This is a genomic window from Paragemmobacter kunshanensis (genome assembly GCF_011059185.1).
Taxonomy (GTDB): Bacteria; Pseudomonadota; Alphaproteobacteria; order Rhodobacterales; family Rhodobacteraceae; genus Paragemmobacter; species Paragemmobacter kunshanensis.
Genome location: NZ_JAALFE010000011.1, coordinates 113,456 through 133,480, shown reverse-complemented (window position 1 = coordinate 133,480; position 20,025 = coordinate 113,456). Strand labels below are relative to the sequence as shown.

The following is a 20,025-nucleotide window of genomic DNA, read 5'->3' as shown; positions in this document are numbered from 1 at the left end:
GCCGCCCGCATCGCCATGTCCCGCGCCACGCATTTCGTCTTTCTCCTGCTGGAGAATTTCTCGCATCTCGCATTCTCTTGCGCGCTGGAGCCGCTCCGGATTGCCAATCTCGTCTCGGGCCGCGACTTGTATCGCTGGTCGCTGGCCAGCGTCGATGGCATATCGGCGCGCTGTTCGAACGGATCGGTGACGCTGGTCGATCGCGGCCTGCAACCCATGGGCCATGCCGACCGGCTGTTCGTCCTCTCGGGGATCCATGTGCAGCAATCGACGACGCCTGCCGTGCTGAACTACCTGCGGCGCGAGAAATCGACGGGCACAGCCATGGGGGCGATCTGCTCGGCCGCCTATGTGCTGGCAAGGGCGGGGTTCCTCGACGGGGTGAGAACCGCCATCCATTGGGAATACCACGATCTCTTCGCCGAGGAATTCCCCGAGGTGGACCTGGTCCGCAGCATCTTTGTGGCCAATCAGAAATACATCACCGCCTCGGGCGGGACGGCGGCGGCGGATCTGATGCTGCACCTGATCGCCCGGCAGCATGGCAATGACCTGTCCACCGCCGTGGCCGACCAGATGTGCTACAACGCCGTCCGCGAAGGCACCGCCGCGCAGCGCGTGTCGATCCAGTCGCGCCACGGCATGCGCAACGATCATCTCGCGCGTGCCATCGCCATCGTCCAGGCGCGGATGGAAGACCCGCTCGCCCCCTGCGAACTGGCCGATCTTCTGGGCATCTCCACCCGCCAGCTGGAGCGGCTGTTCGGCCGCTATCTGAACACCTCGCCCAAGCGCTATATCACCGAGATGCGCCTGCACCGCGCCCGCAACCTGATCGTGCAGAGCGAACAGTCGATCACCGAAATCGCCATGGCCTGCGGTTTCAACTCCACGTCGCATTTCTCGAAGGTGTTCCGCAGCCATTACGGCATCTCGCCCCTCGCGCAGCGGACGACCCTGGGCTAGCCACAGGTCTGGCCACAGGTCTGGCCACAGGTCTGGCCACCGGCCCGGTCGCCGTCGCGAACCCGCATTCCACGGCCTTGTTCCGACCCGCGCCTTTCAGACCTTGGTCCGATGGTTTTCGGACCAAATGCAGCATTCCCCCGGACCGTCGGCCTTTGTCGACCCCGCCGCCGAACCCCGATGATCGGGCGATAAGGGGCAGATCTGCGCTGTCCCATCGATTCTGTTCAACACAGGGACAACTGCCATGGTCACGCTCAATTTGAACGATCTCGCCCATATCCTCGACCAGATCCGCATCGCCGAGGAGCATAATCGTCTGATCGAAGGCGGCATGGATGCGCGTGAGGCGCTGGCCTCGCTGATCGCCAGCCCGCTGGTGCCCGATGGCCTGCGCACCGTGACGGGCGCGTTGAACAATTACCAGATCGGCTATACCCAGAGCGGCGCCTCGGACAATCTGATGGACCGCCTGCTGGATCCGGTCTGGATCGCGGCGCAGACCAATCCGCGCAGCGGGCAGCCCACGAGCTATGCGCAGACTGCCGGTTCCGTCTATGACGCGCGGCCGCGCACCATCTCGAATCTCGTGGCGGATCAGACGCTGGGCAATATCGCGGCGATCTCGGCCGCGCTGACCATCGCCGGGGTGACCGGCGCGCAGAACCTTGCCCTGTCGCAGCAGATCCACGCCGCCTATCAGGCCGCGCAAGAGGGCCTTGGCGATCTGGCGGGCCTGCCGCCGCGCGCCGTCCTCGAGGCGGCGCTGGCCGCCGAACAGGCCGAACTCGCCGCCGCCAATGCCGCCGTGATGACGGCGGGCGCGGCCCTTGGCGATGCAACCGCCGCCGTGACGGCGGCCCAGGCGGCCCTTGCCGCCGCCGAGGCGGCGCTGGCCGCCCTTTCCCAGGACGTGGTCGCGGCAGAGGCAGATCTTGCCGCGGCGACTGCGGCGCTTTCGCTGGCCCAACAGGCCGATGCGGATGCGGCCGCGGCGGCGGCCGGCGCAGCAGCAGCGCTGGCCGTCGCACAGGGGGATCTGGCCACGGCCGAGGCCACCCTCGCCGATGCCCAGCTTGCGCTGACGGCGGCCGAGGATGCCGCCCTCCTGACCGAAGCCGCCCGCCTGCAGGCGCAGGCCGATTTCGATGCCGCCTTCGCGGCCGAGCGGGCGGCCAATGTCGCGCTGCTGATCGAACTGGCCGATGGCGATTCTTCCGACAATCAGGCGGCGCTTGATGCCTATAACGCGGCCTTCGCCGCGCTGGCTGCCGCGCAGGCGACGCTGGATGCGGCCAATGCCGCCGATCTCGCCGCGGATGCAGTGCTGGCCGATGCCGCCGCCGCCCTTGCCGCCGCCCAATCCGCGCGCGATGCCGCGGCTGCCCTTGTCGCCCCGGCCCAGGCCGCCAGCGACAGCGCCGCCGCAAGTGCCGCCGCCGCCGCCGCCGATCTGGCCGCCGCCGAATCCGATCTGGCCGCGGCCCAGGCCGCGCTGGATGCCGCCAACGCTGCCGTGGCGGGCGATCTCGGGGCGGCGCAGCAGGCCGTCACCGACGCCGAGGGTGACCTGGCAGATGCCGTATCGGTGCGCGACGCCGCGCAGGCCACGCTTGACGCGGCCGAGGCCGCCGTGCTGGACGAAGTGGCCGATGTCACCGCCGCGCAAGAGGCGCTTGCGCCCTATGATCAGGCCGCGCTCGCCGATGCCGAGGTGCAGGCCCTGCTCACCGCCAACGGGATCGAGATGGACGGCGTCAACCTGGCCCTGGGCAACGTCTCGGCCGATCTGGGCGATACGGCGCCCTTCAACAGCTTCTTCACCATCTTCGGCCAGTTCTTCGACCACGGCCTCGACCTGACGCAGAAGGGCGGCAACGGCACGGTCTATATCCCGCTGATGCCGGATGATCCGCTCTATGAACCCGGCAGCCCGACCAATTTCATGGTGCTGACCCGCGCCACGAACCAGCCGGGGCCGGATGGCGTGCTGGGCACGGCGGACGACGTCCGCGAGAATGCCAACGAAACCACACCCTGGATCGACCTGAACCAGGTCTATACCTCGAACCCGTCGCATCAGGTCTTCCTGCGCGAATACATGCTGCATGAAGGCCGCCCCGTCGCCACGGGCCGCATGCTGGAAAGCGCCACCGGCGGACCGCCCACCTGGGCCGACATCAAGGCGCAGGCGCGCACCATGCTGGGGATCGAGCTGTCTGATCTGAACGTGCATTCCGTGCCGGCCGTGCTGACCGATCTCTATGGGCGTTTCATGGCCGATCCGGCGACGGGGATGCCGCAATTCGTGCTGGCGGGTGGCGGCACCGTGGTGGGCAGCATCGCCGCGCCGGTCGATGCGCTGACGCTGGCCTCGGCGGGCCGGGCCTTCCTCAACGACATCGCGCATGACGCGGCCCCCGGTGCGGTCGACCTCGATCCCACCGATGGCGTGACGACGCTTGTGCTGAAGACCGCCGACGAGGACGGGCTGACCGCGAACCGCCAGCCGGTGAACATGTTCGGCGTGGCCTCGACCTATGACAACGAATTGCTGGATCGTCACTTCATCGTGGGCGACGGGCGCGGCAACGAAAACATCGCCCTGACGGCGGTTCACACCATCTTCCACGGCGAACACAACCGCCAGATCGAGGCGGTTCAGGAGATGCTGCTCGCCTCGGGCGATCTGGGCATGCTGAACGAATACCTGCTGGTGCCCGTCACCGCAATGCCCGCCTCCGGCGCGGATCTGGTGTGGAACGGCGAACGCCTGTTCCAGACGGGCCGCTTCTCTACCGAGATGGTCTATCAGCATCTGGTGTTTGAGGAATTCGTCCGCGCCATCGCCCCGCAGATTGATCCTTTCGTCTTCTCGAACTCGGTCGAGATTCCGGTCGGCATCAGCCAGGAATTTGCGCAGGTCGTCTATCGTTTCGGCCATTCCATGCTGAACGAGACGGTCGACATGCTGGGCATGCTGGATGCCACCGGCGCGCTGGGTGAAACCGGCACTGTCGGGCTGACCACGGTCGAGCTGTTCGATGCCTTCCTCAACCCGGTGATGTTCGATGCGCAAGGCGGCGATGCCCATGCGGCGGCAGGGGCCATCCTGCGCGGCATGACGCGCCAGCACGGCAACGAGATCGACGAATTCCTGACCGATGCCCTGCGCAACAACCTTGTGGGCCTGCCGCTTGACCTTGCCGCGCTGAACATGACGCGGGCGCGGGATGTCGGCATCCCCTCGCTGAACGAGGCGCGCCGCCAGTTCTTCGAGCAGACGCAGAACAGCTATCTGCGCCCCTATGAAAGCTGGTCGGATTTCGCGGCCGCAATCAAGAACCCGCTTTCGGTGGTGAACTTCATCGCCGCCTACGGCACCCATGACACCATCACCTCTGCCACCACGACCGAGGCAAAGCGCGACGCGGCCATGCTGCTGGTGCTGGGCGGGGCAGGGGCGCCCGCCGACCGGCTGGCCTTCCTGAACGCGACCGGCGCCTTCGCGGGCGGATCGCTGGGCGGCCTGAACAATGTCGATTTCTGGATCGGCGGCCTGGCCGAGGCGAAGATGTCCTTCGGCGGCATGCTGGGATCGACCTTCACCTTCGTCTTCGAGGCGCAGATGGAGATGCTGCAGAACGGCGACCGGTTCTACTACCTCTCTCGCACGCAGGGGATGAACCTGCTCAGCCAGCTGGAAAGCGACAGCTTCGCCGATCTGATCCAGCGCAATACCGATGGCGAACATCTGGGCCTGTCGATCAACGGCGCGGCCTTCCAGACCGCCGACTGGGTGCTGGAGATCGACCAGTCCCGCCAGTGGAACCCGGGCATCGGCAGCGCCGACCCGACGCGCGAGGCGGACGTTCTGACCGCGATGCTGGGCACGACCAGCCTGGTGGAGCGGGGGGCGAACTACATCCGCTATCTGGGCGGCGAACATGTCGTGCTGGGCGGCACCTCCGGGGATGACACGATCATCGGCGGCGATGGCGATGACGGGCTCTGGGGCTATGGCGGCCATGACGTGATCGAAGGCGGCTTTGGCGTCGATCACATCCATGGCGGCGCGGGCAACGACATCATCACCGACCGCGGCACCGATATCGGCGATGCCGATGTCATCAAGGGCGAAGAGGGCGATGACGTCATCAATGGCGGCATGGGTCTTGACCTGATCTTCGGCGGTGCCGGGCGCGACGTGATTTCCGGCGGGGACGAGGCCAAGGACATCTTCGGCGGTCAGGGCGACGATTTCATCCGCTCGCCCACGGGCGGCGGCGGCGTCGTCTTCGGCAACGAAGGCAATGACTGGATGGAAGGCCAGGGGAACATGAACACCCTGACCGGCGACAATTCGGAACTGTTCTTCAACAGCCGTGTCATCGGCCATGACGTGATGACCGCGGGCGAGAACGACACCGATTTCGACGCGGAATCCGGCGATGACATCATGTTCCAGGGCATCGGCATCAACCGCAACAACGGCATGGCGGGCTTTGACTGGGTGGCCTACAAGGGCAACGCCTATGATGTCGAAGCCGACATGAACCTCGGCATCTTCCAGAACCAGCAGGCCAATATCCTGCGCGACCGCTTCGATCTGGTCGAGGGTCTGTCGGGCTGGACCGGGGATGACCGGCTGACCGGGCGTGAGGTGGTGACCGGGGCCTATGATGCCCAGGGCAATGCGGCGCAGGTCTCGCCCACCTCGCCGATCCAGTCCTATTCCAACGCGCTGCTGGAACAGAACATCGACCTGATCGACGGGCTGCGCGATCTGGTGGCGCATCTGGGCACCTTCGACATCGTCCAGCCCAATACCGGCGAAAGACTGCCGGCAAGGATGGACACCTCGACCGGGGCCGACATCCTTCTGGGCGGCGCGGGCAGCGACACCATCCGCGGCATGTCGGGCGATGACATCATCGACGGCGACAGATGGCTGAACGCGCGGATCGAGGTGCGCGTCCCCGGCCAGCCCGTCGGCACCGCCGATGGCCTGACGCATCAGATCGTGGATGTTGCGACCGGCGCGGTGATGTTCGGCGGCATGACGCTGGAACGCGCGCTCTTTGCCCGCGTCATCAGCCCCAGCGAACTGGAGGTGGTGCGCGAGATCCTCGATGGCGGACAGGCGGGCGATGTCGATACCGCGCGCTATTGGGACCTGCGCGAGAACTATACCATCACGAACAATGCCGACGGCTCCATCACCGTCACCCACAACACGGCCAGCCTTGAACTGATCGACCCCGTCACCGGGGTGGACCGGACGCTGGATCCGCTGACGGGCCGCAGGCTGGAGCTTGAAGGCTCCGACCGGCTGCGCAACATCGAGGTGCTGAGCTTCGCCGATCAGGATATCCTTCTGGTCAACCTGCCCGCCACCGGCGCGCCGGTGATCAGCGACACCTCCCCGACCGAGGGGCAGGCGCTCAGCGTCGATCTGACGGGCATCGCCGATCCCAATGGTCTGGGCGCAGGCGGGCTGTCGGTCCAGTGGCAGCGCTCGCCCGATGGCGGGGCGACCTGGGTGAATATCGGCGGCGCGACGGGGACAGGCTTCACGCCTGCCCAGGCCCAGGTGGGCCAGGCGCTGCGGGTGCAGGTGCAGTTCACCGATGGCCTGGGCACAGTGGAAACCGTCGTTTCGGCACCGACCACCGTCGTGGGCGATGTGCTGAACGGGACCGGCGGGGCGAATACCCTTACCGGCACGGCCGGGGATGATGTCATCAACGGTCAGGGCGGGGCGGATACGATCAACGCGCTGGCGGGGAACGACACGATCACCGGCGGCACCGGCAACGATGCGATCAATGCAGGCGCGGGCGACGATATCATCTCCTGGGGCGTCACCGATCCGGTCACCTTCCTCGGCTTTACCATCGTGGCGGCGCAGCCCGACGGGCGCGACGTGATCAATGGCGGCGACAATGGCGCGGGTGGTGATACCTTCATCATCAACGGCAACAACCAGGCCGAAACCTACCGCATCTATGCAAGGGCGGATTTCCTCGTCGCCAATCCGGGGGCTTCGCTTGCCGCCGCGACAGAGATCGTGGTCACCCGCAACGGCACCAACGCGGCCAGCGTGATCGCGGAACTGGCGGGGATCGAAGAGATCATCGTCAATACCGGCCCCGGCGCGGACACCGTCACCCCCATCGGCAGCTTCGCCGGAACCAGCCTGCGCATCAACACGATCCGCGTGAACGGCTCGGAAGGCGATGACACGGTGGATATCTCGGCGCTCGACTCGGCGCACCGGATCGTCTTCCGCACCGGCGGCGGCAATGACATGGTGGTGGGCACCCTGCGCCCGCAGGATGTGATCGAAGTGCCCGCAGGCAACGATCCCGCCGCCTATGTCACCACCGAAAACGGCAACGGCACGGTGACCATGTCCAATGGCAGCCATTCCGTCACCTTCACCGGATCGGCATCTGCGGCGCCTACTCTGGTGGCATCCGGCGCAGGCGAAGACCATGAGGACGGTTCCACCGAGGGCGGCAACGAGACGCCCGCGCCTGTCCTGACCGCGAACGATGCGGCGGGCCTGCTGGCGCTGGTGCGTGGGGTCAGCGCGGACGGCAACGATGACGGGGCCAATGCGCTGGGCGTGCGGACGCTGACGGGGGTGGGCAACAACCCGGCCAACCCGACGCAGGGCGCGCAGGGCGAGGCCTTCATCCGCATCACCGAAAACCGTTCGGGCGACTATGACGCCGCCACGGGCAACAATGCGATCAACCCGATCTTCGACGGGCTGGATACGCGGACGATCTCGGACATCCTTGGTGCGCAGGCACCGGGGACGGCGCCGAGCGCGACTGCCAATGCCTTCTTCACCGCCTTTGCCCAGTATTTCGACCACGGGCTGAGCTTCATTCCGAAGGGCGGCAATGGCACCGTGCAGATCGGGGCTCCGGGCGCGGGGGCGCGGGCGGAAAATCCGGCCGACCTGACGCGGGCCAGCGTGATGGGCTTTGACGCCGATGGCGCGGCGCAGCATCGCAACCTGACTTCGCCCTTCGTGGACCAGAACCAGGTCTATGGGTCGACCAACCTGATCGGTCAGCTTCTGCGCGAAAGCGATGGGGCGGGCGGTCTCGGGGCGCGGGTGCTGATGGGGGCAGAGGACCCCTCTGCCGCAGGGTTCGAACTGCTGCCCACGCTGCGCGATGTGCTGATGCACCATATCGAGGCGGGGACTGTCTTCCGTGCTGCCCATCTGGCGGGCGGGGCGCAGACCTTGGTGGAGTTCTATCCCGATCTCTTGAATGCCGACGGGTCCATCAATGCGGCGGTCCTGCCGGGGCTGGTGTCGAACTTCATGGGCGAGGGGCAACCCCTGCTTCTGGATACCAACCCCTTCATCAACCTGCTGGATCACGTGGTGGCGGGCGACGGGCGCGTGAACGAGAACATCACGCTGACCTCGATGCACACGATCTTTGCCCGCAACCACAACTTCCATGTCGATCAGCTTGCGGCCAGCTATGCGGCATCGGGCACGGTGCTGACGCTGGAGGAGCTGTTCCAGGCGGCCAAGATCGTGAACGAGGCCGAATATCAGCGCGTCGTCTTCACCGAATTCGCCGAGACGCTGCTGGGTGGCGCGGGTATCCGGGGCGAGGGGGATCACGGCTTTGCCGAGTGGAACCCGGAAACCGATGCCTCGATCAGCCAGGAATTCGCCTCGGCCGTCTATCGCTTTGGCCATACGATGGTGGCGCAGACGGTTTCGGTGACGAACCCGGACGGGACGGTGTCGCAGGTGTCGCTCTTCGATGCCTTCCTGAACCCGACCAATGCCGAAGGGGCCTTTACGCAAAGCCTCGCGACGCTGGCGCAGTATGGCTATGTGCCGCAGCCGGGCTATGCCCAGCTTGGCGCGGGGGCGGTGCTGTCGGGCATCGCCGGGCAGGCGGCGGAGCAGGTCGACACGATGGTGGTCGATGGCATCCGCAATGACCTTGTCCGCGTCAGCGCCGACCTCTTCGCCTTCAACGTGGCGCGGGGCCGGGATGTGGGCATCGGCACGCTGAACCAGGTCAAGGCGTCGCTTCTGGCCTCGACCAACCCCTATATCCGCGAGGCGCTGAGCTTCGTCGATCCGGTCCTGCTGCAACCCTATGCAAGCTGGGAGGATTTCGGGGCACGGAACGGGCTGTCGGCGGCGATGCTGGACCAGTTCCGCGCGGCCTATCCCGATCTGGTTCTGGCAGATCAGGCGGCGGCGGATGCCTTCGGCGCGCTGAACCCGGATATCGGGCTGATCGCCAATGCCGACGGCAGTTTTACCGTGCGGGGGATCGACCGTGTCGATCTCTGGGTCGGCGGGCTGGCCGAGGCCAAGGTGAATGGCGGGCTTGTCGGGTCCACCTTCTGGGTGGTGATCCACGAACAGCTTGACCGCCTGCAGGAAGGCGACCGCTTCTACTATGTCGACCGGCTGGAGAACTTCGACCTCTATGCCAACTTCGTGGAAGGCCAGAGCTTTGCCGATATCGTGATGCGCAATACCGGGCTCGTGGGCCTTGATGAGCGTATCTTCGAACTGTCGGACGAGGATGGGGCGGCCGGGGTCGACCAGGGCGACGACGACACGGATGCCGATGATGATGGCATCGGTGCCGGCGGCGATGACGGCGCGGCCACGGACGATGACGAAGACAGTGCCACGGATGACGACGAAGACAGCGCCACGGACGACGACGATGCCAGCACCGGCACGGATGATGAGGACGAGGGCGGCGACGAGTCTGACACTGGCACTGGCTCGGACGAGGAGGATGATGAAGAGGCCGGAAACGGCCCGGGCAATGGCACCGGGACGGGCGGCGGTGGCGGAGTGCCCCAAACTCCCCCGGTCGTCGAAGGCGCAGTCCTCATGCCGGGTTCGGGCAGCGGCATGGTGGCGGGCGGGGCAGGGGCGGATGTCCTTGTCGGTGGTGCCACGGCGGATGCCCTGGCGGGCAAGGCCGGGGATGACATCCTCATGGGCCATGGCGGCGACGATGTCCTGACCGGCGGTGCGGGGGATGACCTGCTCTCGGGCGGGCAGGGGGCCGATGTGCTGATGGGCGAAGAGGGCGATGACCGCTTCACCTTCGCGGCCGATGACGGTGCCGACATGATCTTCGGCGGCGCAGGCAGCGACACGATCGACCTGTCGGCCATCCTCGGCGGTGCAGCGATCGACCTTGGTGCCGCCACGGCCATCGGCACGGTGCGCATCGGTGGCGTGACCGACAGCCTGGTGGGCATCGAGAACGTCATCGGCAGCCAGGGCGCGGATGTCATCAAGGCCTCGCTCTCGGTGAACGTGCTGACGGGTGGCGATGGCGCGGATGTCTTCGTCTTCACCTCGGCCGGGGCGGCGGATGGCGATGTCATCACCGACTTCCAGCCGGGTGACCGGATCGACCTTTCGGGGATCGACGCCGGGGTCGGCCTGAACGGCAACCAGAGCTTCACGCTTGCCGAACAGGGGGCCGCTGGCCCGGGCAGCCTGGTGATCCGCGAGGTGGCCACGGCCGATGGCGTGGACACGATCATCGAAGGCTACACCAACGGCGATGACGAGGCCGATTTCAGCCTCACGCTGCGCGGGGCGCACAACCTCGACGCATCGTCCTTCAACCTCTGAACCAGGGCGCAACCCGGCCGGTCCCCCCGGCCGGGTTGCCTTTCGCACGGTCGGGCATCCCATCGGACCTTTGTCCAACGAAATGCCGGACCCATTCCCGTAACGGGCCAGGCTGCGCGGGTCTAGCCTTGGCCCAGCGCCCCCGGACGACGACGCGGAAACCCACGCGAAGCCAGACCGGGACGGCACGGAACAGGCCGGATGACCGGCGCAGGATCAAGGCAGGCAGCAACGGCCATGGCACAACCGAATTCCCCCTCCGATCCCCTTGCCCTGAAGAAGGCGCGCGATCTTTTGAACGCCGATCTTCGCCGCTTCGGCTGGGCGCTTTTCGCCATTTCCGGGCTGATCAGCGTGCTGGCGCTGACCGGCTCCTTCTACATGCTGCAGGTCTATGACCGCGCGCTGACCTCCGGCTCGGTGCAGACGCTGGTCTTCCTCTCCATCCTCGCGCTGGCGCTTTACCTGGTGCAGGGCGGTTTCGACACGATCCGCGCGCAGCTTCTGGTGCGCATCGGGGCGCGGCTCGACCGCCGCCTTGCGCCGCTGTCGCATCGCGTGGCCATCGACATGCCGCGCTACGGCTTTTCCCCGACCGAGGCGCAAGAGCGCAGCCGCGGCGTCGATACCCTGCGCAACTTCCTCGGCTCGCAGGCGCCCGGGGCGATCTTCGATCTGCCCTTCGTGCCGGTCTTCCTGATCTTCGTCTATCTGCTGCACCCGGTTCTGGGCGCGGTCACGCTGGCCGGGCTGGTGACGCTGGCCCTGCTCACCGTCATCGCCGAGGTGAAGTCGCGCGACCTTGCGAAATCGGCGCATCGCGCGCTGGTGCTGCGCAACACCATCTCGGATTCCAACACCCGCAATTCCGAGGTGCTGATCGCCATGGGGGCGACGGGCCGCGCGGTGGAACGCTTTGCCCAGGCCAACCATGACCATCTGTCGCTGAACACCCGCGCCTCCGACATCACCGGCACCATGGCCGCCATGTCGCGCGTGCTGCGGATGCTGCTGCAATCGGGGCTGCTGGGGCTGGGGGCCTATTTCACCATCAAGGGCGAGTTGTCCGCAGGCGCGATCATCGCCGTCTCGGTGGCTTCGGGGCGGGCCATGGCGCCGATCGACCAGATCATCGGCAACTGGAAGGGCATCGTCGGCGCCCGTCAGGCCTGGGGCCAGTTGCGCGACACGCTGGTTGCGCTTTCGGTCGAACGCACGCCCCTGATGCTGCCCAGCCCCAGCCGCTCGCTGCGGGTGGAGAATGTCACCATCGCCTCGCCCGCCAATGGCCGCGTGCTTCTGTCGGATGTCAGCTTCGAACTGAAGGCCGGGCAGGCGCTGGCCGTGCTGGGGCCGTCGGGCGGGGGGAAATCCACGCTGATCCGCGCGCTGGCCGGCGTCTGGCCGGTGCTGCGCGGCGCGATCCGCTTTGATGATGTGGAACTGACCCAGTGGGATCCGGCCCGCGCGGGCGAAATCATCGGCTATCTGCCGCAGGAAGTGGGCCTGTTCAACGGCACGGTGCGCGACAATATCAGCCGCTTCGACAGCGACCGCACCAGCGACGCCATCTTCAAGGCGGCCTCGGCGGCCAATGTCCACAAGATGATCTCGCAACTGCCCGAGGGCTATGACACCGAGGTGGGCGCGCTGGGCACTGCCCTTTCGGCAGGCCAGCGCCAGCGTATCGGGCTGGCCCGCGCGCTCTATCGCGATCCCTTTGTCGTGCTGCTGGATGAACCCAATGCCGCGCTGGATGCAGCGGGCGAACGCGCGCTGAACGACACCATCCGCAGCATCCGTGACCGGGGCGGCATCGCCGTCATCGTGGCCCACAGGCCCAGCGTGCTTGCGGCGGTTGACATGGTGGCCGCGATTCATGCGGGCAAGCTGGTGGCCTTCGGCACCAAGGAAGAGGTGCTGTCCAACCGCGACGGGCAGGTCGTCGCCCCGTCCACCGTTTCGGGCAGCGATGACATCGCGCTGGAAGCCACGGCCCCGCAGCCGGGCGAGGACAAGGCCCGCGACCGGAAATCCCGCAACGCGATGGCGCGGGGATAGGCCCATGCAGATCCAGACCCGCAACCGCAAATCCGCCGCCGACCGCCAGCCCAAGGGGCGCGCGCTCTTTGCCCTGGCCGACCGGCGCGAAGCCCCCTTCGCCGCAATCTTCGCCGGTGTGATGATCGGCATGGCGGCCTGGGTGAAATCGGCTTTCGGCGCGGCGGAACTCTCTGCCCCCGAAGGGCCGGGCGCGCCCGCAGCACCGGATCAGGCGACGGCGGCCCGTGCCGACATGGCCCCCGCGCCGGTCAAGCCCCTGCTGGCCCAGACCCCTGTCCTGGAAGAGCCGCCCGCGCCGGGCGACCTGCCCGAGGCCGGGATGGTGGCCGATCTGGGCCGCATAGGCCGTGGCCCGGGCGCGCTCGATCTGTCGCGTTTCTTTCCGCAGGCCGAGCCCGTGCCGGATCTGCCCGCCCTTCCAGGCGGGGATCCGGGCGCGGGCCGGCCGGGGGCGCGGGGGCCCGGCCCCCTGCCGGACGGTGCCGCGTTCCCGGGGGCGGGCGCGGCGCCGGGTCCGGCAGAGGGGCCGGGCAGCCGGGGCGGGAGCCCCGGAACTGGCCCCGGAACGGGCGCGGGCACGGCCCCCGACAACCCTGCCGAAACCGATCCCGGCCCGATCGCCTTTGAACAGCTGTTCGCCCGCCTGGCCCAGGTTGTGGCCCCCTTCGGCCCCGAAACCCTGCGCGACATCGGCACACTCGCCATCGGCGACTGGATCAGCCAGCACGAACTGCGCCGCCTGAGGGGGGAAGAGACCGCCGATCCCGGCCTTGCCGCCCTCCGCCTGCGCGAGGATCGCAGCCATGACCTGCTGTCCAACCCCGACTCGCGCGAGGCGTTCCTGCAGTCGCATTTCCCGGCCGCCGATGCCGACGCCCCGCCACCCGTCGCCCTGACCGAGACCGGGGCCGAGGCGACCTCTTCCCTTGTGCCGGACAGCCCGGCGGGCCTCTTGTGACGGGCCGCATGACAGCCGGTCTGGCGGGATGCCCCCGCCTGACCCAGACAGAACGGGTGACAGCATGATGATGACCGCCGCACAAAGCCCCAGCCGCCCTTCCGCCGAGGATGCCGGCCTCTTTTCCCTGCGCGGACGACTGGTCGCCGCCGCCGCCCTGTCGGCACTGCTCTTTGGTGGCATCGGATTATGGGCCGCGACGGCGCGGCTCGATTCCGTCGTCATCGGATCCGGCTCGGTCCTCGTGCGGTCCGATCTGCAGACGGTGCAGCATCTGGATGGCGGCACGCTGGCCGCGATCCATGTCACCCGCGGCCAGACGGTTGCGGCGGGCCAGCCTGTCCTGACCCTCGACACCTTCGAGATCGAAAGCCGGATCGCCATGCTCGCCTCGCAACTGCGCGAGGCCGAGGCCCGCGCCGCCCGCCTTGCCGCCGAACGCAGCGGTGGCGAGATGGTGCTGTCCTCGCGCCATGCCGCCGACGATCCCGACTGGCTGCGTATCGTCCAGGGCGAGAACCGCCTGATGCAGGAGGCCCGCCGCAACCGCGAGGCCCAGCTTGCCGCATTGGCGCTGCAGGCCGATCAACTGCGTTTCGACAGCGATGCGCTGATGGCCCGCCAAACCTCGCTGACCGAGGAACTGGCTCTGGTCGAGGCCGCCCATGCCCGCTTTGAAAAACTGCTGAAGGGCGGCGCGGTGGAACAGACCCGGCTGGACGAGATCCTGCGCGACCTGACGCGCATGCAGGGCGAGATGGGCCAGATCGCGGCCAACCTTGCGCGCAACGAAATCCGTCAGGCCGAAATCGCGCTGGAGCGCGAACGCCTTGTCACCACCGCGCGGACGGATGCCCATCGCGACCTGCGCAGTCTCGAACCCCAGATCGTCGATCTGGATCTGCAACTGCGCGCCGCGCGCGAAAGGCTGGCCCGCGCCGTCCTGCGCGCCCCGGTCGCGGGCACGGTGAACGAGGTGAAGGTCACCACGCTGGGCGAAGTGGTCCCCCCGGGCAAGACGCTGGTTTCCATCGTTCCGGGGGCCGAGGACATGGTGATCGAATTCCGCATCGCGCCCACCGATATCGACGCCATCGCCCCCGGCCAGGCCGCGCGCCTGCGCTTTCCGGCCTTCAACCAGCGCCTGACCCCGGAAATCGACGCCGTCGTCGAAACCGTCTCGGCCGCCGCCGTGATCGACCCTGCCACCGGCCAGCCGCATTTCATCGCCCGCGCCCGTCCGACCGGCGACATGGCGGCGCTCGGCAATCGGGGCCTCGTGCCCGGCATGCCGGTCGAGGTCTTCGTGCCCACCGCCGAACGGCTGGCGATTTCCTACATTGTCCAGCCTGTCATGGATCAGATGCAACGGGCCATGCGCGAGGAATAGCCGCCCCCGCCCCGCGCCGCGATCAACGGCTTTGCGGATGACGCGGGAACATGTTCATACTCACCGGAAGAAGGCCATGACGCGCGACAGCTTGCCCGATGCCCATAGACCGGAACTGCGAGGGACGAATGACAGGACATCCGGCGCATCCCGCCCGCGGCGCTGGACCGGGCCTTTGGATCCGTCCCCTTCCGGCCTTGTCGGCGACTCCATGACACAGTTTTCCACGTTCCTGCGCTCCATCGGCCTGACGGGCCAGTTCCTGCTTCTGGCCGCGATCCTCTTTACCGGACTGGCCGTTCTTACCGGCAAGCTGCAGAACCAGGTCATTGCCGGGCGCATGGTCGAAGGTTCGCTCGAGATCGAACAGGCCCTTGCGCGCGGTGTGCTGATCGCGGCGCTGGGCAACGAAGCCGTGCGCGGCCCTCTCTCGGCGGAAACCCAGCGCCGCGTGCAGGAAGCCGTCACCGGCCAGATCGACCCGGCCTATATCGACCGCGTGAAGCTGTGGGATCTGCACGGCGCGCTGGTCTACAACTCGCGCGGGGCGGTCGAACACCAGGGCCGGCCCGAACCCGCCGTCCTGCGTGCCCTGCATGGCGAGACGGTGATCGTCGAGGCCGACGGCTCCACGCCGGAAAACCTCTGGGATGGCGCGCTGGGCACCGTCGTCTATGAAGTCTATATCCCGCTGGTGAACCGCGACGGACAGGTGATCGCCGTCGGGGAAATCTATTGCAGCGTGGAACTCCTGCTCGCCCGCATCTCGCGGATGCTCGAGGATACCGATGCCATCCGTCTCGGCTCGCTCGTCCTGGGCATCGTGGGGCTGGCCGTCCTCGTGGCCTTCGCCCAGCGTCGCATCACCGCACAAGAGGCCGCCCTGGGCGAAAGCCTGCGCAAGGCCGATGCGCTGGCGCTGGCCAATCAGCGGCTGTTCCAGGAATCCGAAGAGCTGCGCCGCCAGGCCGGCCAGATCTCCGAGGCGGTGCTGAACCGCATCGGCTCGGATCTGCATGATGGCCCGATCCAGCTGCTCAGCATCGCGGCCCTCTATCGCAGCCAGCTTGCCCATGCCGAAGCCGACAGCCCGATTGCCGCCAAGGCCAGCGACCTGCTCGATCAGGCCATCGCGGAACTGCGCGTCATCTCCACCGGGCTTGTGCTGCCGACGCTCGAAGGGCTGGACGTGGGGCAGACCGTGCGCCGCGCGGTCGAGAATTTCCGCACCGAATTCGATTCCGAGGTCCGCGTGGACATCGGCCCGATCCGCGCCTTCCCGGATGACGAGATGCGCACCGCCATCTACCGCGTGGTCTGCGAGGCGCTGCACAATGCCCAGGCCCATGCCGGGGGGCAGGGGCTGGCCGTGACGGCAGAGGAAGGCAACGGCATCCTGCGCATCGCGGTTTCCGACAGGGGGCCAGGCCTTGGTGGTGAAGAGGCCGCCGAAGGCGATCACGTGGCACTGGGTCTTGCCGGGATGCGCAACCGCGCGCGCAGCATCGGGGCCGATCTGCGCCTGACCAGCCGCCCGGGCCGGGGAACCGAGGTTGCCCTGCTGATCGACCTCGATCAACTGGAGAACAACCCCCGCCCCGATGCAGGGGAAGGCCCGGCTGACAGGATGCACTCTCCGGCCGCCTCTGGCAGCGACGCGCTGCATGCGTTGCGGGGCAAGGGTTAGGGCAGGCCGCGCGCAGCCGCACCGCCCCTTGCGAAAAGGGGCGGTGCCTGCGCCCCGCCCCCCTGCCTTCCGTCATGCGCCACCCGTGCGGGGCGCGGCCGTCACTGGCGCATCTGATGCCCGCTCAGCCGCTGCGCCTCGAGGATCACCTCGACGCGGTTGCGCGCGTTGTATTTCTGCATGATCTGGGTCATGTAATGCTTCACCGTCTTGTCCGACAGGTTCAGCTTCGTCGCGATTTCCTTGTTGGACGCGCCGCTCATCAATTCGCGCACGACCTGATCTTCCCGCGCATTCAACGCGACCGAGGCCCGTTCCGCCTTGCGCTGCTGGGCCTGGCGCATCTCGCGCACCATCTTGGTGGCCATGGCCGAGGACACGTATTCCTTGCCCGCCGCCACCTCTTCCAGCGCATAGAACAGATCCCCGCCGGAACTGCCCTTCAGCACATAGCCCGTGGCCCCTGCCGCCAGCAGCTGCATGCAGCATTCGACATTGCCATTGGCCGTGAAGGCGAGGATGCGGACCGAGGGCCGGTCGATGCGGATCTGACGGATGGTTTCCACCATGTCCCCGGGCAGGTTCAGATCGGCGACCAGAACGTCGCAGTCATGGGTCCGGACCAGATGCAGCGCGGCATCGGCGGTGGCCCCGGTGGCGACGATTTCGTATTTCCCTTGCGATGTCAGGATGTCCACCAGACCGGCAAGAACGATCGGGTGGTCATCAATCAGGATGAGCTTGGTCATTGGTCTCCCACTGGCAGCATGTGACCGGCAGGACCGGTCACCCCCCTTCGTCCCCCATCTGTAAATCTATCTTAATTGCTGGCTCGGTCTAAACGAAAGTTTGGAAAAAGCCGGAATCCGGACATCAAAAAGCCCCAATTCACACGGTTCGCAGCGATAAGGGCGCCTTTGCCCCCCCGACTGTTTCCGTCCCGGCAACCAGAAGGCGTAACCCTTTCGCAAACTGCGCGCGATTGTGGCGAAGGGGCCATGTGAAATCGGTTAGGTTACCATACAAGATTGTTCAATCTCATAAGAATCAATCAAGGGTTACGGATCACGCAAGAATGATTCGCCCCTCCGATCCGCCCTGCAACCCGGCCATGGGTCTGATCGCTGCCGCCTCGGCGGTTCCTTGCCAGCCGCGCCAAGGGGGGCGGTGTCATCCCCCTGTCGCCGGACCGTAACCACAATGTCATGTGTTTCGGCTAGGCACTGCCCCATCATCCAGATGAAGGGCGCGCCTCGATGGACCAGACAGCCCCCGGCTTTACCTATTCCCATCCCGGCCAATCCGCCTTTCGGCGCGCGCTGATCCGCAGCGTCGAACGGGCAACCGGCCAGCCGATGCTGCGCAATCTCTATCTCGACTGGGCCGCCGCCCCGCCACCGGGCGAGACGGTCTTCGACGCAGCACTTCGCCTTCTGCGGATCGGGGCAGAGCCTGTCTGGCACGCCCCCGCCGGGGCGATCCGGGCCTCTGGCGGCCTTCTTCTCGTGGCCAATCACCCCTTTGGCATCGTCGATGGGCTGCTTTTGGGCCAGTTGGGGATGCGCCTGCGCGGCAATGTCCAGATCCTGACGAACAGTGTCCTTTGCCAGCCGCCCGAGATCGGCCCCCATCTTCTGCCCATTGATTTCTCGGGCAGCGCCGAGGCCCGCCGCGCCTCGGCCCGCAGCCGCAGGCTGGCCGTCGATCTGCTGGCGGCGGGCAAGGTCGTCGCGGTCTTTCCTGCCGGGGGGATTGCCACCGCCAACGCCCCCCTGCGCGGCCCGGCCCTTGATGCGCCCTGGCATGGCTTCGTCGGTCGTCTGGCGACAGAGCCGGGCGTCACCACGCTGCCGGTCTTCTTCGAAGGCCGCAATTCGCGCCTGTTCCAGATCGCAAGCCACCTGTCCTATCCGCTGCGCATCGCGATGATCTTTCACGAAACCCGCCGCCTGATGGGCGCGCGGATCGCCATGCACATTGGCGCGCCGCTTGACCCCGAAGATCTGGCCCGCCTGCCGAAGGACGAGGTCGCGCCGCATCTGCGGCGGCAGGTGATGCATCTGGGCGGGCAGGGGGACGAGGTGTTCCGCTGGCCCGCCCATGTGACGTGGTAGCCCGGCGCGTCAGGCCACGCGCTGCCCCGCCACCCATGTCGCCCGCAGCATCCCCGCCGTCCCGAAACGGCGCACGCGGATCAGATCGGCCCGCTTGCCCGGCGCAATCTCGCCCCGGTCGTGCAACTGCGCGGCCATGGCCGGCGCGCGCGTGACGGTGGCCAGCCCGCGCGGCAGATCCCCCCAGAGATCGCCCAGCATCAGCGCCCCCGACAAAAGCGAGGAGGGCACGTAATCCGATGACAGGATGTCCAGCAGATCCGCCTCGGCCAGCGCCTGTGCCGCGACATTGCCCGAATGCGATCCGCCCCGCACCAGATTGGGCGCCCCCATCATCACCGCGATGCCATGGTCGCGGCAGGCGCGGGCAGCCTCGGGCGTGGTGGGAAACTCGGCCAGGCGGGCGCCATGCAGGGCGGACCGCGCCACCTGATCCCCGGTCGTGTCGTCATGGCTGGCCAGCACCGCGCCCAGACGGCGCGCCCCGCTGACGGTGGCCGCCTCATGCACCGCACCAAAGCGCGCCGACAGATCCTTCTGCCCGGCGACGTGATCGGCGAATTCCGCTTCTGAAAACCCGTGCTTGCCGCAGACATAGTTCCGCAGCTGCGTCAGGTCGCGGAACTGCCGCTGTCCCGGCGTGTGGTCCATCAGGCTGACGATCCCCACCCCGTCCTCGGGGCCGAACTTCGCCAGTTCCTCGACCAGCGTCTCGGAACAGACCTCGGCCCGCAGATGCAGGGCATGGCTGATCCGCAGCGCCCCCACCCGGCGCAGCGCCGCGATTTCGCAGGCCAGCGCGCGGGCATATTCGCCATAGTTCGATTTCGCCCGCGACGTCACCGATCCGACGCGCAGCGCATCGAAGACGGTGGTGATCCCGACAGAGGCCAATTCCGCATCATGTGCGATGATCGCCGCGGCATGCGGCCAGTCCACCTTGGGGCGCGGCTCGATATGGCGCTCCAGATTGTCGGTGTGCAATTCGATCAGGCCGGGCAGCAGCAGATCGCCCTCCAGATCCTCGGCCCCCGCCGCCGCCGTGGGGCCGGCCTCGACCGCGGCGATCCTTCCGTCGCGGATCAGCAGGCAGCCGTGCAGGATCCGGTCGGCCAGAAGGATGCGGGCATTGGACAGCAGGGTTTCGGTCATGTCAGGATTCCGCAAGGGTCAGGAGAAGAC

At 67.3% G+C, this 20,025-nt stretch carries 9 protein-coding genes; 7 read left to right on the top strand and 2 right to left on the bottom strand.

What is annotated here, in order from left to right; all coding sequences use genetic code 11:
- Positions 1-15 precede the first annotated feature (15 nt).
- From G5V65_RS12665 to G5V65_RS12640, 6 genes are all read left to right on the top strand, one after another.
- Positions 16-966, top strand: a complete 951-nt coding sequence (locus G5V65_RS12665; RefSeq protein ID WP_165050622.1) for a GlxA family transcriptional regulator — start codon at positions 16-18, stop codon at positions 964-966.
- 247 nt (positions 967-1,213) lie between these two features.
- On the top strand, positions 1,214-10,630 hold the full coding sequence (locus G5V65_RS12660) for a peroxidase family protein (RefSeq protein WP_165050620.1): 9,417 nt from the start codon (positions 1,214-1,216) through the stop codon (positions 10,628-10,630).
- A gap of 237 nt (positions 10,631-10,867) precedes the next feature.
- Positions 10,868-12,691, top strand: coding sequence for a type I secretion system permease/ATPase (locus G5V65_RS12655; RefSeq protein ID WP_165050618.1), 1,824 nt, complete (start codon positions 10,868-10,870; stop codon positions 12,689-12,691).
- 4 nt (positions 12,692-12,695) lie between these two features.
- Complete coding sequence (locus G5V65_RS12650; protein WP_165050615.1) at positions 12,696-13,652, top strand: hypothetical protein; 957 nt, start codon at positions 12,696-12,698, stop codon at positions 13,650-13,652.
- 64 nt (positions 13,653-13,716) lie between these two features.
- The gene (locus G5V65_RS12645; protein WP_165050613.1) at positions 13,717-15,042 is read left to right on the top strand and encodes an HlyD family type I secretion periplasmic adaptor subunit; all 1,326 of its coding nucleotides are present in this window, start codon (positions 13,717-13,719) and stop codon (positions 15,040-15,042) included.
- Positions 15,043-15,253: 211 nt separating this feature from the next.
- Positions 15,254-16,729, top strand: coding sequence for a sensor histidine kinase (locus G5V65_RS12640; RefSeq protein ID WP_165050611.1), 1,476 nt, complete (start codon positions 15,254-15,256; stop codon positions 16,727-16,729).
- A gap of 101 nt (positions 16,730-16,830) precedes the next feature.
- Here the strand turns inward: G5V65_RS12640 and G5V65_RS12635 are convergent, their stop codons facing one another.
- Entirely contained in the window at positions 16,831-17,478 is a 648-nt protein-coding gene (locus tag G5V65_RS12635; protein WP_165050609.1) for a response regulator, read from the bottom strand.
- A 507-nt stretch (positions 17,479-17,985) separates the two neighbouring features.
- On the opposite strand from G5V65_RS12635, the gene G5V65_RS12630 reads away from it, so the two are divergent.
- On the top strand, positions 17,986-18,843 hold the full coding sequence (locus G5V65_RS12630) for a hypothetical protein (RefSeq protein ID WP_165050607.1): 858 nt from the start codon (positions 17,986-17,988) through the stop codon (positions 18,841-18,843).
- 9 nt (positions 18,844-18,852) lie between these two features.
- On the opposite strand, the gene G5V65_RS12625 is transcribed toward G5V65_RS12630, so the two are convergent.
- A complete protein-coding gene (locus G5V65_RS12625) occupies positions 18,853-19,995 on the bottom strand; it encodes an alpha-D-ribose 1-methylphosphonate 5-triphosphate diphosphatase (protein WP_165050604.1) in 1,143 nt (380 codons plus the stop codon).
- Positions 19,996-20,025 lie beyond the last annotated feature (30 nt).